The sequence below is a fragment of the Sulfurimonas sp. genome, assembly GCF_041583195.1.
GTDB lineage: Bacteria > Campylobacterota > Campylobacteria > Campylobacterales > Sulfurimonadaceae > Sulfurimonas.
Window position 1 is genome coordinate 273164 of the sequence record NZ_JBFHGL010000002.1, and the last position, 15144, is coordinate 288307.

At 33.6% G+C, this 15144-nt stretch carries 20 protein-coding genes; all 20 read right to left on the reverse strand.

Translation table 11 applies throughout. From position 1 onward, the window contains the following. Positions 1 to 9: 9 nt before the first annotated feature. Positions 10 to 1257, reverse strand: coding sequence for a Tol-Pal system protein TolB (tolB, locus tag ABZA65_RS03205; RefSeq protein WP_373070525.1), 1248 nt, complete (start codon positions 1255 to 1257; stop codon positions 10 to 12). A 2-nt stretch (positions 1258 to 1259) separates the two neighbouring features. Next, positions 1260 to 1976, reverse strand: a complete 717-nt coding sequence (locus tag ABZA65_RS03210; protein ID WP_373070527.1) for a TonB C-terminal domain-containing protein — start codon at positions 1974 to 1976, stop codon at positions 1260 to 1262. Then, positions 1969 to 2361, reverse strand: a complete 393-nt coding sequence (locus tag ABZA65_RS03215; protein WP_373070529.1) for an ExbD/TolR family protein — start codon at positions 2359 to 2361, stop codon at positions 1969 to 1971. The genes ABZA65_RS03210 and ABZA65_RS03215 overlap by 8 nt, the downstream gene beginning before the upstream one ends. Before the next feature lie 2 nt (positions 2362 to 2363). After that, positions 2364 to 2930: a MotA/TolQ/ExbB proton channel family protein gene (locus ABZA65_RS03220; protein WP_373070531.1), complete on the reverse strand. Its 567-nt coding sequence runs from the start codon at positions 2928 to 2930 to the stop codon at positions 2364 to 2366. 12 nt (positions 2931 to 2942) lie between these two features. Then, positions 2943 to 3335, reverse strand: coding sequence for an ATP synthase F1 subunit epsilon (gene atpC / locus ABZA65_RS03225; protein WP_373070533.1), 393 nt, complete (start codon positions 3333 to 3335; stop codon positions 2943 to 2945). Between the two features lie 19 nt (positions 3336 to 3354). Continuing rightward, complete coding sequence (gene atpD, locus ABZA65_RS03230) at positions 3355 to 4749, reverse strand: F0F1 ATP synthase subunit beta (protein WP_373070535.1); 1395 nt, start codon at positions 4747 to 4749, stop codon at positions 3355 to 3357. 11 nt (positions 4750 to 4760) lie between these two features. After that, positions 4761 to 5654, reverse strand: coding sequence for an ATP synthase F1 subunit gamma (gene atpG, locus ABZA65_RS03235; RefSeq protein WP_373070537.1), 894 nt, complete (start codon positions 5652 to 5654; stop codon positions 4761 to 4763). A 10-nt stretch (positions 5655 to 5664) separates the two neighbouring features. Then, a complete protein-coding gene (gene atpA / locus ABZA65_RS03240; protein ID WP_373070539.1) occupies positions 5665 to 7182 on the reverse strand; it encodes a F0F1 ATP synthase subunit alpha in 1518 nt (505 codons plus the stop codon). 20 nt (positions 7183 to 7202) lie between these two features. Further along, positions 7203 to 7736 (reverse strand): F0F1 ATP synthase subunit delta, encoded by a 534-nt coding sequence (locus ABZA65_RS03245; RefSeq protein WP_373070541.1) that lies wholly within the window; start codon positions 7734 to 7736, stop codon positions 7203 to 7205. Continuing rightward, positions 7737 to 8249, reverse strand: coding sequence for a F0F1 ATP synthase subunit B (locus ABZA65_RS03250; RefSeq protein ID WP_373070543.1), 513 nt, complete (start codon positions 8247 to 8249; stop codon positions 7737 to 7739). Positions 8250 to 8258: 9 nt separating this feature from the next. Next, complete coding sequence (locus tag ABZA65_RS03255; RefSeq protein ID WP_373070545.1) at positions 8259 to 8681, reverse strand: FoF1 ATP synthase subunit B'; 423 nt, start codon at positions 8679 to 8681, stop codon at positions 8259 to 8261. A 77-nt stretch (positions 8682 to 8758) separates the two neighbouring features. Continuing rightward, positions 8759 to 9610, reverse strand: a complete 852-nt coding sequence (locus tag ABZA65_RS03260; RefSeq protein ID WP_373070547.1) for a ParB/RepB/Spo0J family partition protein — start codon at positions 9608 to 9610, stop codon at positions 8759 to 8761. Then, complete coding sequence (locus ABZA65_RS03265) at positions 9610 to 10392, reverse strand: ParA family protein (RefSeq protein WP_373070549.1); 783 nt, start codon at positions 10390 to 10392, stop codon at positions 9610 to 9612. The genes ABZA65_RS03260 and ABZA65_RS03265 overlap by 1 nt, the downstream gene beginning before the upstream one ends. Beyond that, entirely contained in the window at positions 10389 to 11024 is a 636-nt protein-coding gene (locus ABZA65_RS03270) for a biotin--[acetyl-CoA-carboxylase] ligase (protein ID WP_373070551.1), read from the reverse strand. The genes ABZA65_RS03265 and ABZA65_RS03270 overlap by 4 nt, the downstream gene beginning before the upstream one ends. Next, complete coding sequence (fmt, locus tag ABZA65_RS03275; protein ID WP_373070553.1) at positions 11005 to 11913, reverse strand: methionyl-tRNA formyltransferase; 909 nt, start codon at positions 11911 to 11913, stop codon at positions 11005 to 11007. The genes ABZA65_RS03270 and fmt overlap by 20 nt, the downstream gene beginning before the upstream one ends. Continuing rightward, entirely contained in the window at positions 11913 to 13019 is a 1107-nt protein-coding gene (obgE, locus tag ABZA65_RS03280) for a GTPase ObgE (protein ID WP_373070555.1), read from the reverse strand. The genes fmt and obgE overlap by 1 nt, the downstream gene beginning before the upstream one ends. Before the next feature lie 108 nt (positions 13020 to 13127). Next, the gene (gene rpmA / locus ABZA65_RS03285) at positions 13128 to 13385 is read right to left on the reverse strand and encodes a 50S ribosomal protein L27 (protein ID WP_373070557.1); all 258 of its coding nucleotides are present in this window, start codon (positions 13383 to 13385) and stop codon (positions 13128 to 13130) included. Positions 13386 to 13413: 28 nt separating this feature from the next. Then, on the reverse strand, positions 13414 to 13722 hold the full coding sequence (rplU, locus tag ABZA65_RS03290) for a 50S ribosomal protein L21 (protein ID WP_152306927.1): 309 nt from the start codon (positions 13720 to 13722) through the stop codon (positions 13414 to 13416). Positions 13723 to 13803: 81 nt separating this feature from the next. Next, on the reverse strand, positions 13804 to 14145 hold the full coding sequence (gene hypA, locus ABZA65_RS03295) for a hydrogenase/urease nickel incorporation protein HypA (RefSeq protein WP_373070560.1): 342 nt from the start codon (positions 14143 to 14145) through the stop codon (positions 13804 to 13806). Then, positions 14146 to 15144 carry a hydrogenase expression/formation protein HypE gene (gene hypE / locus ABZA65_RS03300; protein ID WP_373070562.1) on the reverse strand — a complete coding sequence of 333 codons (999 nt, stop codon included), beginning with the start codon at positions 15142 to 15144 and terminating at the stop codon, positions 14146 to 14148.

Consider the following 15144-nt stretch of genomic DNA (forward strand, 5'->3'; position numbering starts at 1 on the left):
TATATTATGCTACCAATCCATTGCTTGTAGTTTTCCGTATTTTAACGGGAAAAGATAGTTTTTATTGTGATTTAATCTTATGATACCAATTGAACTTTGGTTTTTATAGTTTTTTATAAAAAGTACAGCGTCTGAATCTTTTGAGAATCTTGGAAATTCGTTTACACCGCTAGCTGTTAAGCGTCTAATAAAATCTGTTTTAGTTGATATCATATGTAAATTAAATGTATTTCTTGAAAAAGCATTTGAACTCTCACGTGCCTTGTAAATCACATATTCACCGTTTGCACTACATGCAGAGTTGTTTTTACCATAATATACCATTTGTTCCACATAGCCTGTTTTTAAATCTTTGGAAAAAATGTTTGGATACCCTAGTCTATTAGAAACAAAAGCAACTTTATCGTTACCCATAAACTGTGCACCTACATCGATACCTTTAAAGTTAGTTAGTTTAGAATATATTTTAGTTGCAACATCATATATATAAATATCAGGTTGAGAATCAGGTGCCATTGTTAAAAGAAGTTTAGAACCGTCTAAACTAACATCAGAACATGTCATCATACCTTCTGAAGATATAATATTTTTTATTGAGCCTTTTCTTATATCAACATATTTTAATGTAGGTTTTTCTTCATTTAAAGAAGTATAATAAAATCCATTTTGTTCTTGAGAAGCCCATTTTGGGAATAGATTAAATCCGCCTTTAATAACTATATGCTGATAATTTAAAGTATAATCAGCAATCACTATTTCACTTCTTTTAGGTCCCACAACGCGAGAAAAAACAACTTTCTTCTTCATCCATTCTATTGATGGTTGTCCCATAAATTCATTTATTTCATAAGCGATCGTATGTGCAACAAACATGTACTTTTTAGAATCACTGATTTTATATTTTTTCCCTAAAACAATATTTTCTTTTTCAATTAGCTTCATCTCTAGAAAGAAGCCCTCATCACTATCTTCAATGTTATACTTTAAAACATAATTCATATCTTTATTTCTTACATCTACAGTATTAGTTTCATAATCAGTTATTACATGATGTCTATCTACATTAAAAATTGAAAGTACATTTAGATCAGCTATTAATGTTTTAAAAAACTTTAGTTTAAATGTTTCATCTTCATGTTCTGAAGAGTCCTCAACAGCTAATGTAGGCAATGAATCAACTTTTTTAATAACCTCAATTGTTGCATCACTTGCAAATAAAAATGTTATCGATATTAATATAGAAAATAGTATTTTCAACTTTACTCCTTGTCAGATATTATATATGTTCTTAACGTATAGTTTTTGTTATTTGGATTTTTCGGAAAAACTACGTTTTTCAATCTATTTTTTATTTTTTTTAGCTCATTATTAAAACTAACGTTATCTGAAAATTTTAATATTCTAAAATCTATCATTTTACCTATTGCACTTAACTCAATAATAACCTCTGCAGATTTTCCTTGAGTATTTTGAGGTGGTTCAAAATGATTATATATTGTAGCTTGAATTTTAGCTAAATATTCATTAACTTCATCAGCACCAGAATCTGAAGAACTTTTATCAGAGTTGTTTGAAGAGTCGATACTTTTTATTTTTTCACGAATAGATTCAACTTCGTTTATTTTAGAAGTTTTTACTTTTTTTGCTATCTCGTTGTATCTTTTATTATCCGTTTTTTCTTTAATTTTTTTAGGTTTTGAAATATTTTTTGTCCAAACATCACTAAAGAGATCATCTATATTTACATTTTCTTCAATCTTATCAGGCATAGTAATATCTTGTGTCTGTGCAGGTTTAACTTTAAATTTCGAGATATCTGTACTTAGAGAAACAGATATAAAATCTTTTTTATTTAAAGCATAAGATTTTATATCTGAAGCACTAAATAACATATAGGAGAAACTTAGCGTTACAACTAAAAAAAGGAAAAGTGATATAGCACCACTTATATAGAAGTAGTAATCGTTTTTAACCATTTGTAGCTAATGATACTTCAGTAAATCCTGACTGTTTAACAGCACCTAATACACTCATTACAACTCCATAATCCAAACTTTTATCTGCACTTATTAAAACTGTAGCTTTAAGATCTAATTTTCTTGAATATTTATAAAAATTGTCTTCAAATGAGTTTATGTCAAAATTGTCTTTATTAACTTTTAGAGTCAAATCTTTTCTTATAGTTATATGTATAGGTGGAATACTCTCTAGCTGTTTAGAAGTTGAGCCCTGAGGTAGCTTTATATTTTCCTCAAATACTATATTGGGTGCTATAACCATTAATATAGCTAGTAACACAAGCATTATATCAACTAAAGGAGTTATATTTAACTCTGGTTTTTCTTCCCAATCATAGTACATAATTAATCTTTTTTCGAAAGTAGTGCATCACTCTGCATCTGCAAAAAATTTATAATCTCATAAGATTTTCTCTTTAAGATTTGATGATAAGTATAAGCAAAAATAGCTACAAATATACCAGCAGCTGTAGCAATAAGTGCATCTGATACACCACTACTTATTATTGACATACTACCGCTACTTTGACCAATATGTGTAAAAGTATCTAAAATTGACACAACAGTACCAAAAAGTCCTATAAATGGCGTAGTAGATGAAAATACTGATAATATTGCCAAACCTTTTGTGGCTTTTTTTGTAGCAGATAGCAAACCTAGTTGCAATACTTCTTTTTTTGTTGAAGATGATATTCTTAAAAATTTATACAGATAAGAGGATTCACTTACAGTTGATGAGCCTAGTAACAACGCTTCAAAAGATTCGTTTTCATTTTTCAGCCAACTATCAAGTGTAAAATAACGATAAAAAAACACCCAATTAAGTACAATGAAGTATATAGCAAGAATTGCTAATACCCCAAGTGTAACTGGATGGCTTTTTAGATAAAAATCTAATATTTCATTAAACATTATATTTTTTATCTATAAAAGTTTTTGAGCTGCGTTCTCAAGCTTAGCTGATACAGTTGCAATAGCTGCACCTGAATCTTCAATACTTTTAACAAGTTCTTTAGCATCTTCAAGAGCTTTTGCAACATCACTTTCGCTTTCACCACGAATAGCAACTGCACCCTCTACTAAAACAACTACTTTTTCTTCATCAACATTTACCACACCCCAGTTGATTAATACTGATTCAACATTTTTGTTTGTTTTTTCAATATCAACTACACCAGCATCAAGTAAAGTTGAGATAGAAGAGTGACCAGCTAAAACACCAAATTCACCCTCTTGTCCCGGTAAAGTAACACTTAAAGCCTCATCTGAGAAGATAAGACCGTTAGGAGTTACAATTTCTAATTTGAACGTATCCATTAGAGTCCTTTATTTAGGCTTATTTGCTTTTTTCAGCTTTAGCAATAGCCTCATCCATACCACCAACCATATAGAATGCACTTTCTGGCATGTGGTCATAATCACCTTCTAAGATACCTTTGAAACCTTTAATTGTGTCTTCAAGAGATACATATTTACCAGGAGCACCTGTAAATACTTCTGCAACGAAGAAAGGCTGAGAAAGGAATTTCTCAATTTTACGAGCACGTTCAACAACATTTTTGTCGTCTTCTGAAAGCTCATCCATACCAAGAATCGCAATGATATCTTGAAGATCTTTATATTTTTGAAGTGTTTGTTGAACACCACGAGCTACATTATAGTGCTCTTCACCTAAAATTTGTGGATCAAGTAATCTTGAAGTTGAATCTAGTGGATCAACTGCAGGATAGATACCTTTCTCAGCAATTTTACGGTTAAGTACTGTAGTTGCATCTAAGTGAGCAAAAACAGAAGCTGGAGCCGGGTCAGTTAAGTCATCCGCTGGTACATATACAGCTTGAACTGAAGTAATTGAACCGTTAGTTGTAGATGTAATACGATCTTGAAGTGCAGACATCTCACGAGCAAGAGTTGGTTGGTAACCAACAGCTGATGGGATACGACCAAGAAGTGCTGACATCTCAGAACCTGATTGAGCAAAACGGAAGATGTTATCGATGAACATAAGTACATCAAGTTTCTTCTCATCACGGAAGTACTCAGCCATAGTAAGACCAGTTAAAGCGATACGGTTACGTGCTCCAGGAGGCTCACTCATTTGACCGTAGCACAGTGCAACTTTGTCAAGTACATTTGATTCTTTCATCTCGTAGTAAAGGTCATTACCTTCACGTGTACGCTCACCAACACCAGCAAATACTGATAAACCATCGTGACCGTGTGCAACGTTGTGGATAAGTTCCATAATAATAACTGTTTTACCAACACCAGCACCACCGAATAGACCAACTTTACCACCTTTTGCATAAGGAGCTAGTAAGTCAACAACTTTGATACCAGTTTCAAACATCTCTGTTTTAGTTGATTGATCAACTAATGCAGGTGGCTCACGGTGGATTGACCAAGTATCAGAATCTGTAACTTGCTCACCACCATCAATAGTTTCACCGATTACGTTGAAAATACGTCCAAGAACTTTTTCACCAACTGGTACTTTAATTGGAGCACCAGTAGCTTTACATTCCATACCACGAACTAAACCTTCAGACATATCCATAGCAATTGTACGAACACGACCATCACCTAAGTGTGCAGCAACCTCTAAAACTAAACGGTGCTCACTACCTTCTACATTAACTTGTACTTCGATTGCTTCGTTGATTACCGGAAGATATCCGTCAAAATCAACATCAACAACAGGACCCATAACTTGGCTAATTTTACCTATCATATTTCTCTCCATTATTTCATAGACTCTACACCACTAATAATCTCTATTAGCTCTGTAGTAATAGCAGCTTGACGCGCTTTATTAAACTCAACATTTAACGATTTAACCATCTCTTTAGCATTATTAGTTGCTGCATCCATTGCTTGCATACGAGCAGAATGTTCAGCTGCAACTGAATCAATTAGTGAGTAATACATAGCGTACTCAACATATTTGTTAACTAAAGAATCTAGCATAATCTCTTCATCTTGTGCTTCGATCTCTAACATTGATGATTTTTCAGCTTCTTCACAATCAAATTGTTCAGTGTCAACCGGTAAAATCTTATTAACATGTAACTCTTGAGTGATCATGTTTTTATAACCGTTGTAAACAATATGTACTGCATCAACTTTTCCATCTTTAAAATCTTCAATAGAAGTAGAGATGAAATCATCAGAAGCTTTCTTATCAGGTTTTGAACTTAAACCTACAACAGACTCAAATAGTTCAGTCTCATTGTATTTAAAGAACTCAATACCTTTTTTACCGACACCACTTAAACGTACTTTTACATTTTTCTCTTTGTACTCAGCTAAAAGTTTGTTTACAGCTTTAATAGTTTGAATATTAAAACCACCACAAAGACCTTTATCAGCTGTTACAAAAATAATATCTACAGTTTTTGGGTTTTCAATATCTGTAAAACATCTATTACCATCTAACCCACCAACTTTATGACATTTAATACGTCCAGCTATTTCGGCAAGAACCTGATTAAGCTTATCAGAATAAAGACGTGAGCGTTTTGCAAGCTCTTCTGCACGACGAAGCTTTGCAGTTGATACAAGCTTCATTGCACGAGTCGTCTTTTGAGTATTAGAAACACTCTTTATCTTTCTTTGAATATCTTTCAAGTTTGCCATAAAAAATTCCTTACGCTACTACGAAAGAAGCTTTGAACTCTTCAAGTGCTTTTAACATAAGTGCTTTAGTATCATCATCAACTTTAGACGCACTTCTAATGTTTTCAAAAATTTGAGGGTAAGAAGCCTCAATAAATGGATATAACTCATTCTCAAATCTTACAACGTTTGAAGCATCCATATCATCTAGGAAACCTTCGTTACCAGCGAAGATGATAAGAACTTGTTTCTCAGCAGAAAGTGGAGAGAAAGGCCCTTGTTTTAGAACTTCTACCATTCTTTGACCACGCTCTAGTTGTTTACGAGAAACTTCATCAAGATCAGATGCGAACTGAGCAAACGCTTGAAGCTCACGGTATTGTGCAAGATCAAGACGTAAAGTACCAGCAACTTGCTTAGTAGCTTTGATCTGAGCAGCACCACCAACACGAGATACTGAAAGACCAACGTTAATTGCTGGACGAACACCTGAGTTGAATAGGTCAGTTTCTAGGAAGATTTGACCATCAGTAATAGAGATAACGTTTGTTGGAATATACGCAGCAACGTCACCAGCTTGAGTTTCAATGATTGGTAATGCAGTTAAAGAACCAGCACCGTTTTCATCACTTAACTTAGCTGCACGCTCTAAAAGACGAGAGTGAACATAGAAAACATCACCTGGGTATGCTTCACGACCTGGAGGACGACGAAGAATAAGTGACATCTCACGGTAAGCTACCGCATGTTTAGATAAATCATCATATACGATTAGACCATGTCTAGCGTTGTCACGGAAGTACTCACCCATAGTAACACCAGTATATGGAGCTAAGAATTGAAGTGCAGCAGCTTCAGCACCACTTGCAGATACAACGATAGTATTCTCCATTGCACCGTGTTCTTCTAAACGACGAACAACTTGTGCTACAGTTGATTCTTTTTGACCAACAGCAACATATATAGATACAACACCGTTACCTTTTTGGTTGATAATAGTATCTAGTGCAACAGTTGTTTTACCAGTTTGTCTATCACCAATGATAAGCTCACGTTGACCACGACCGATTGGCACTAGTGCATCAATAGATTTGATACCAGTTGCTAATGGTTCATGTACAGATTTACGCTCCATAATACCAGGTGCTTTTTCTTCAACGAAACGAGTCTCAGTTGTTTCAATTGGACCTTTACCATCGATAGGCTCACCTAGTGCATTTACAACACGACCTAAAAGAGCATCACCAACTGGTACACGTAAAAGTTTACCAAGTCTTTTTACACTCATACCTTCTTTAAGTCCTGTACCAGAACCAAGAATAACGATACCAGCACTTGCTTCTTCAAGGTTCATTGCTAAACCTTTAGTACCCTCTTCAAATTCTACCATCTCACCAGCCATGATATTGCTTAGTCCGTAAACTTGTGCAACACCATCAGCGTAAGAAACGATCTTACCAGTTTCATTAATATCAACATTTAATTCAAAATTATCGATACGTTCTTTAATTATTGAGCTAATTTCATCAGCTTGTATTTTTGCTACCACTACTTATCTCCTCTCGAAAATTATATTGCTTTTACAATATGTTCTATAATTTGGTCGTTGATTCTTGATTTTGAGAAGTTAATCTCAATACCTAAATCTTCAACATCTACTTTAACACCATCAAAATCACTTTTTACAAAATCCAGTGTGATTTGTGAATCATACTTTTTACCTAATCCATCACCTAAATTTTTAACAACAGAAGCGTCAATATCATTATCACTGTAAACTACACCGTGATATGTTTTTGTGCTTTGTGCAATATCTTTTTTAAGTGCTACTGATAAAGATGGAATAACATTTAAACGTTTATTCTCACCAAGTAGTTTTATAAAATTGTTAACTTTATCAGATTTTGCCGATTTAACTGCGTCTAATAAAATATTTGTTTTATCTGAATCAGAAATACTTGGATTTGAAATAACATTTTTAAAGTTTTCATCTTTAAAAGATAAAGCTAATTCTGAAAATATTTCACTTAAACTTATTAAAGAATCATTATCTAAATCACTCTTTAGAGCTTTTATATATCTTTTAGCTACTAATTCACTCATCTATGCAACCTTCTTTAAGATAACGTTAGCCATAGCTTCTTTATCAAAGTCACTGCTTGAATCAGAAAGTAATTTAGTAATTGTATTTTCTACAACTTCTCTTACCATTTTGCGTTGTTCAAATTCCATGTGAGTTTTTTGAGATTTAGCTAAATTAACTAAATCTTTCTCACATTGTGCCATGATACTATCATTTAAGACTTTATTCTCTTTTTTAGATGATTCTTGCAGGTCAGCAGCAAATTTCTCTGCTTCTTTAACTTTTGCAAGTGCCTCTTTTTTAAGTTCATCAGACTCTTTTAATCTGTCCTTAACTTTTTGCAATTCATCTGCAATTCCCTGACTTCTTCCCTTAAAGAAAGCTTTTGCAGGTTCTGCAATTAAATACCAAATAAGTCCAGCGAATAAAGCAAAGTTTACAGTTCTTTGAACTATATCTGTGCCACCTTCACCACCACCAGATGCTAATGCGTAAGTTGATACCATTAGCGATAACAGTAAAATTTTAATCACATCACATCCTTATAGTTGACTAAATTTTGCATTTAGTGAATCTTTAAAAATTGGCATTTGAGAATCTAAATCTTTCCCTAATACCTCTTTAGCCTCATCTAAAGTTTTCTCAAACTCTAAATATTCATTAGCCAATTCGGCTCTCTTAGCTTCTAACTTACTTTCAGCTAACTCTTTAGCATCTGCAATTACTTTTTCTCTTAAAGCTGCAGCTTCCAGTTTAGCATCCATAACTATTTTTTCAGCTTTAGCATGTAATTCGTTGATTTCATTATCATTAGTACCTGCTTTTTGCATGTCTTTTTTAATGTCATCATCTCTTTTGTTCATGTAAGCGAATAATGGGTTATATAGCCAACTGTTAAGAGTAGCGATTAGTGTAAGAAATACAACCAACGTAGCTATTAGCAATATTGGATTAACATCTAACATAGCACCTCCTAAAAGTTGCGCCATTATACAATGATAAAATTGAAATAATTGTTAAAGTAGAGAAAAATTTATAATTTTTATTGATTATCTAAATATGTGAGTAATTTTGCTATATCTTCTTCGTCTTCAAATTCGATAGTTAGCTTATTTTGAGAGGTTTTTACATTGAATCCAAGATCATAAAATCTTGTCTGAATATTAGCAAAATCAAGCTTTTTTGATTTTTCTTTGCTTATTGTATCATCAGTCAATTGCTTATTTTTTAAGCTTTTTATCATAGATTCTACTTCACGTACGCTTAGTTTTTGACCAATTATAGAATTTACAATCAGCTGCTGTTGGCGATCATCTAATCCTACTAAAACTTTTGCATGGCCTGCTGTTATCTTTCCATCTATCAAAGCTTTTTGTGTTTTTGATGATAATTGAAGCAGTCTTAAAGTGTTTGTAATATGTGTACGACTTTTATGAATTTTTCCTGCAAGTTCTTCTTGAGTTATTTTATGTAACTTTATAAGTTCACTATATGCATTAGCTAGTTCAATTGCATTTAACTCTTGACGTTGAATGTTCTCAATAAGTGCGAACTGACGCATTTTCTGTTCATCAGAATGTTGAATGATCGCACGTATAGTTTTTAGTTTTGCTAATTTAGTAGCACGGAATCTTCTCTCACCAGCTATTATTATATAACCATCTACATCTTCTGTAACAACAATTGGCTGAATAAGTCCATCATGCTTTATAGAATCAGATAATTCTGCAAGTGATTCATCATCAAAATGTTTTCTAGGCTGGTATGGATTAGGACGTATATTCTTTACATCTAGCTCTACAACAGTATCTTTGTAAGAACCTTCATTATCATATGCTTCATCTATCTCACCAAGAAGAGCATCTAAACCGCGACCTAACTTCTGTGATTTCATTATGCAATAACCGCCTGAGCTAGGTCTTGATATGCTATAGAACCTGCTGATTTTACATCGTATAAAATAGCAGGTTTTCCAAATGATGGTGATTCTGCAAGCTTTACATTTCTAGGAACTACAATTATCTTATCTTCTAAGTCACGGAATAGCTTCGTTTTAAAATGTTGTCTAAGATCAGCAAACACCTGTTTTGAAAGGTTGTTTTGAGAAGAAAACATAGTTGGTACGAAACCTTTTATACTTAACTTAGGGTTTATAGACTTTCTAACAAGCTTAACTGTGTTTAAAAGTTGCGCTAAACCTTCTAGTGCAAAAAATTCACATTGAATAGGAATAATTACAGAGTTTGAAGCCGATAGTGCATTAATTGTCATTGGTCCAAGTGCCGGAGGCGAATCAATAATAATATAGTCATAATCTTTTTTTACATTAGCTATAGCATTTTTTAAAACAAGCTCACGACCTTTTGTTTTATCAACATCGTAATACTCTTTCTCAATACCAACTAGACCTATATTTGAAGGTGCTAAGTGAAGTGTAGGAAGATCTGATTTTAAAATTATGTCTTTAAGTTTTTTGGTACCGATAAGGACATGATAAATATTAAACTCATAATCATTTCTATGAAACCCTAAAGATGTAGTTGCATTTGCTTGAGGATCTGAGTCTATTAAGAGAACTTTTTTTTCTGCAACAGCAAGTGAGGCAGCAAGGTTCACGGCAGTAGTTGTTTTACCTACACCACCCTTTTGATTGGCTATTACTATTACTTCGCTCATCTTAGACTATATATCCTTTCTCCGTCTATTTCTATAGACCCATCATCTAGAAGTTCTGCTTTAGATAACGAAATCTTATCATTCTCATTGTGTGTAAAAAAGTTTTGATTACGATAAAATTCTAACTTATATTTTCTAAAAATTTGCTTCCATGATGAAAAATTTTCAATATTTTTAAAATATTTATTTAGTAGTGTACTTTTAGAAATATCTATATCTAACGTATTAAAATTTGTTGGTGATTTTACTAAGTTAATTCCAACTCCACAAATAAGAATATCTGATACAATATTAGTAATCATACCGCCTATTTTTTCATCACCTACATAAAAATCATTTGGCCATTTTAACCAAACATTAGATTTCTCTTTTTCTAGAGTTTCTTTTAAAATATATGCAAAATAGATAGATGCGGACTCTAATTTTAAATCTTTGGGCAAATCTTTTAACTTTATAGCAAAAGATAAAAAAAGATTACCTTTATACCCGATCCATGAATTATTACGACTTCCAAGTCCATCAGTTTGCAGATCCGCACTTACGGCATGTGGAAGTTCTATAGATGAGTTTTTTATAAGATTTTTTAAATAGGTTTGTGTTGAATCAACACTATCAAGATAAGTGATCTTCAAGTGATAGTCTTTTACCGTTTATATATGATAGTACATCCATCTCTTTTTTAGACTGTGGCTGAACTTTGTAAATTCGAATTATACCAACTGAACAAGAGACATCTATGCTGTCTTTATTTACAGATAAGATTTTTCCAGCCTCTCCAGCTTTTTCTTCATCAACTAACGATATATTTTTGATTTTAAGTCCGCTATCTAAGTATATTCCAGGCCATGGTGTATACGCACGATATTTATTATATAAACCTCGTGCATTATCAAACTCTACTAAACCGTTTGATTTTGTAATCTTAGTACAATGTGTAGCACAAGAGTCATCTTGTTTTACAGGTGTATATGAATTAAAGTTTTTTAATACATCTACAGTAAGCTCAGCAGCAACAGTTGTTAATGCTTCAAAAAGCTCACCAACTATCATATCTTTAGGAATTGTGAATTCTTCTATCTTTATAATATCACCTGTGTCTAAACCTACATCCATAAGCATTGCAGTAACACCTGTTTTATTATCATTATTTAAAAGTGACTGCTGAATAGGGCTTGCACCGCGATAATCTGGGAGTATTGAAGCATGAAGGTTTATACAGGGAGCATGATCTAACACGGCTTTTGGTAAGATCTGACCGTATGCAGCTACTACTATATAGTCACATTTAATCTTTAAAAGCTCAGTTACTACATCTTCATCACGAAGTCTATCTGGCTGATATACATCTATATTATTCTTTAATGCCAAAGTTTTTACAACAGGAGGAGTTAAAATTTTTTTACGCCCAACAGGTTTATCAGGCTGAGTATAAACAGCAACTACATCAATATTTTCAGTATTAAGAAGTTTATCTAAAATAGCTTGGGCATAATCGGGTGTCCCCATAAAGATTACGCGCATTAATAAGTCTTTCTGTCACTTTGAACTAGATCAAATAAAGCGTGTTTAAGTGCATCTATATTTTTATGTGTAGCAGAAGATATTGGTGCTATGAAATAAGGTAGAGTTTTATCAAATCCTAAAGTCTCATCTGCACTTTCTTGAATGTAATATGGAATATTTTCGTCAAAGTTAAAATCACTCTTAGTATTTGCTTTAACACCCATAATATCTAAAAAGCTCTGAACCAAGTCATTTAACTCCTCAGGATTTATAATATCTGTACGAGTAAGAGCAATAGCGTATTTTGACTCTCCAAGTTTTTGGGAGAAAGATGCAACTTCATCTTTAAGAACTTCTATCTGTTCTTTTAAATCCCTGTATGAAGCTAGGTCTATCATAAAAAGCAAAGTTTTTGTACGTTCAATATGTCTTAAAAATTTAATTCCAAGACCCTTACCTTCATGTGCCCCACCAATTATTCCAGGAATGTCAGCCATAATGAAAGATTCATAATCACCTATGTTTACCTGACCAAGTTTTGGAGTAAGAGTTGTAAACTCGTAGTTAGCAATTTCTGGACGTGCATTTGATACTGTTGAGATCAAAGTAGATTTTCCTACATTTGGAAAACCTACCAAACCTACATCTGCGATCAGTTTAAGATCAAGCTTTATCTCTCTTGTTTCACCCTTCTGACCAGGCTGTGCATAAGTCGGACGTTGTTTAGTAGAGCTTTTAAAGTGGGGGTTTCCAAGTCCACCCTTTCCACCTTCTAAAAACTTCTCTTCCTGACCGTCTTTTACCATATCAAAAAGAACTTCACCAGTCTCCATATCGATGATCTGAGTTCCTGGAGGAACGATGATAACTTTTTTCTTTCCAGACTTACCGGTCATATTCGAACCTTCACCCGGCATACCGTTATCTGCTTTTATATGCATCTTGCGTTGGAAAGCTGAAAGAGTATGTGTGTTATTGTCACATTTAAAGTAGATGTCGCCGCCTTTGCCGCCATCACCTCCGTTTGGACCACCATTTAATACAAATTTTTCTCTACGAAACGATACACACCCTGCGCCGCCTTTACCTGATGAAACTTTTAATTCGACACTGTCAGTAAACATTGTATATCCTTGATATGAAAAATTTTTAGTAAATAGTGTAAGAGATTATACTCTAAATATTGAAAGAAAAATATTTGGGAAAAACCCAAATATTAAATGTATGAAGAATTATGCAGCAGGAATGATTGAAACTTGTTGACGTTTTTTATCTTTACGCTCAAATTTCACTTCACCATCAACAAGAGCAAAAATAGTATGATCTTTACCCATACCAACATTTTTACCTGGGTGAACTTTTGTCCCACGCTGACGAATAATGATGTTACCAGCTACTACTGACTCACCACCATATTTCTTAACACCAAGTCTTCTACCAGCTGAATCACGATTATTCTGTGTACTACCTTGACCTTTCTTATGTGCCATTTTGTTTCTCCTTTATTTTATTTGCGACTTACGCAGCAATTTTCGTGATACGAACACGAGTGAAGTCTCTTCTGAAACCTCTTTTAACTTTTGAGTCTTTACGACGACGTTTTTTGAAAATTACAACTTTCTTATCACGACCTTCATTAATAACCTCAGCAGTAACTTTAGCACCATCTACATATGGAGCTCCAACTTTAAGCTCTCCAGCGTTAACTGCAAGAACTTCTTCGATTTCGATAGTAGCTTTTGGCTCTAAAGACATTTTATCTAATAATAAGATATCGCCCTCTTCAACCTTATATTGCTTACCACCATTTTTGATAATTGCGTACATTACAATTCCTTGTCAATTCATAATTCTATTTTAAAAAGTTCGGAATTATACCCAAATAAGCTTTAAGTTTTATTTAATCAGCTATTCTAATTCAAGTTGCATTAGATACATATCTTCGCCGTCAATGATTTTTAGATCATCACTTTTACAACTAGGACATAGATATTCAAGTTTTTTCAGCTCACTCTCTTTGGAACAATCATTACAGATTATTTTAATTGCTTGTATGTTCATGACAAACTCCGCCTGGGCACAAATGCTCTCTTCCTTAAAAGTATCAAATGCAGTTTTTAAAAGATCCGGCTCAACTCCACTCATTACACCAATTTTTACAACTACCTTTGTAACTTTATTAGCATCGTTTTGTTTCGCATAATCTTCGCAACTATCTAATAAAGCCTGTACTATTGAATATTCATGCATCTAACATATCCTTGGAAGAAGCTCACCGGTAGGTGTATCTAAAAATCTTTTTGTACCCCACGAACTCTTTAGTATAACTTTTTGAATATGCTCATCTGAAACTTGTGCAATCTTAGACGCCATAGAATTATCTTTAAAACTTTTTAATACTTCTAAAGCTTTATCGGCATCATCTTTTTTAATTGCCAAAACAAATGTTCCCTCATTTGCCAAAGATGTAGCTTCAAATCCAAGAATCTCACATACGCCCTTAACCTCATCACTGATGGGAATAGAATCTTCTTCTACTTCTATACATATGTTTGACTGTTTTGCCCACTCATTTAAAACAGCTCCAACTCCACCGCGTGTAGCATCACGCATAGCTGTAATTTTAATACCGGCATCTATTAAAGCCTGCACTTGAGGATAAAGAGATTTGCAGTCACTTTTTAAAGACGACTCCATCTCAATACCTTCACGTGCTATAAAAATTGTAGCGCCATGCGCTCCTATGTCACGACTTACCAAAATTACATCATCGCTAGAAATATTGTTTGAACTGATCCCTTTTGTTTGGATCTCGCCTATACCTGTTGTATTTATAATTATTTTATCTACAGAGCCTTTTGGCATAACCTTTGTATCTCCGCTTACAACTACAGCCCCGTTTAATTCCAGCTCTTTTTTCATAGATGAAACTATGGTTTCTAGCTGTTCTGTCTCAAAACCCTCTTCTATGATTACGCTGCAAGTTAAATACTTAGGCTTAGCACCCATCATAGCAAGATCGTTACAAGTACCGCATACTGCTAATTTTCCTATATCAGCACCGTTAAAAAAAATAGGGCTTACAGTAAAACTGTCAGTTGAGAACGCAAGTTCACCGCCGTGTATAACAGCAGCATCTTCACTTTTTTCCAGTATCTCATTTTTAAATGCCTTGTAAAAAACTTTTGAGATCAGTTCATTGTTCTCAACTCCGCCATTTCCCTGTGCTAAAGTTATTGTTTTGTTCAT

Bases quoted from the DNA above. Each gene is read 5' to 3' on its own strand.
- ABZA65_RS03210 (WP_373070527.1), bottom strand. From the start codon at position 1,976: ATGGTTAAAAACGATTACTACTTCTATATAAGTGGTGCTATATCACTT.
- ABZA65_RS03215 (WP_373070529.1), bottom strand. From the start codon at position 2,361: ATGTACTATGATTGGGAAGAAAAACCAGAGTTAAATATAACTCCTTTA.
- ABZA65_RS03220 (WP_373070531.1), bottom strand. From the start codon at position 2,930: ATGTTTAATGAAATATTAGATTTTTATCTAAAAAGCCATCCAGTTACA.
- atpC (WP_373070533.1), bottom strand. From the start codon at position 3,335: ATGGATACGTTCAAATTAGAAATTGTAACTCCTAACGGTCTTATCTTC.
- atpD (WP_373070535.1), bottom strand. From the start codon at position 4,749: ATGATAGGTAAAATTAGCCAAGTTATGGGTCCTGTTGTTGATGTTGAT.
- atpG (WP_373070537.1), bottom strand. From the start codon at position 5,654: ATGGCAAACTTGAAAGATATTCAAAGAAAGATAAAGAGTGTTTCTAAT.
- ABZA65_RS03245 (WP_373070541.1), bottom strand. From the start codon at position 7,736: ATGAGTGAATTAGTAGCTAAAAGATATATAAAAGCTCTAAAGAGTGAT.
- ABZA65_RS03255 (WP_373070545.1), bottom strand. From the start codon at position 8,681: ATGTTAGATGTTAATCCAATATTGCTAATAGCTACGTTGGTTGTATTT.
- ABZA65_RS03260 (WP_373070547.1), bottom strand. From the start codon at position 9,610: ATGAAATCACAGAAGTTAGGTCGCGGTTTAGATGCTCTTCTTGGTGAG.
- ABZA65_RS03265 (WP_373070549.1), bottom strand. From the start codon at position 10,392: ATGAGCGAAGTAATAGTAATAGCCAATCAAAAGGGTGGTGTAGGTAAA.
- fmt (WP_373070553.1), bottom strand. From the start codon at position 11,913: ATGCGCGTAATCTTTATGGGGACACCCGATTATGCCCAAGCTATTTTA.
- obgE (WP_373070555.1), bottom strand. From the start codon at position 13,019: ATGTTTACTGACAGTGTCGAATTAAAAGTTTCATCAGGTAAAGGCGGC.
- rpmA (WP_373070557.1), bottom strand. From the start codon at position 13,385: ATGGCACATAAGAAAGGTCAAGGTAGTACACAGAATAATCGTGATTCA.
- rplU (WP_152306927.1), bottom strand. From the start codon at position 13,722: ATGTACGCAATTATCAAAAATGGTGGTAAGCAATATAAGGTTGAAGAG.
- hypA (WP_373070560.1), bottom strand. From the start codon at position 14,145: ATGCATGAATATTCAATAGTACAGGCTTTATTAGATAGTTGCGAAGAT.
- hypE (WP_373070562.1), bottom strand. From the start codon at position 15,144: ATGAACAAAACAATAACTTTAGCACAGGGAAATGGCGGAGTTGAGAAC.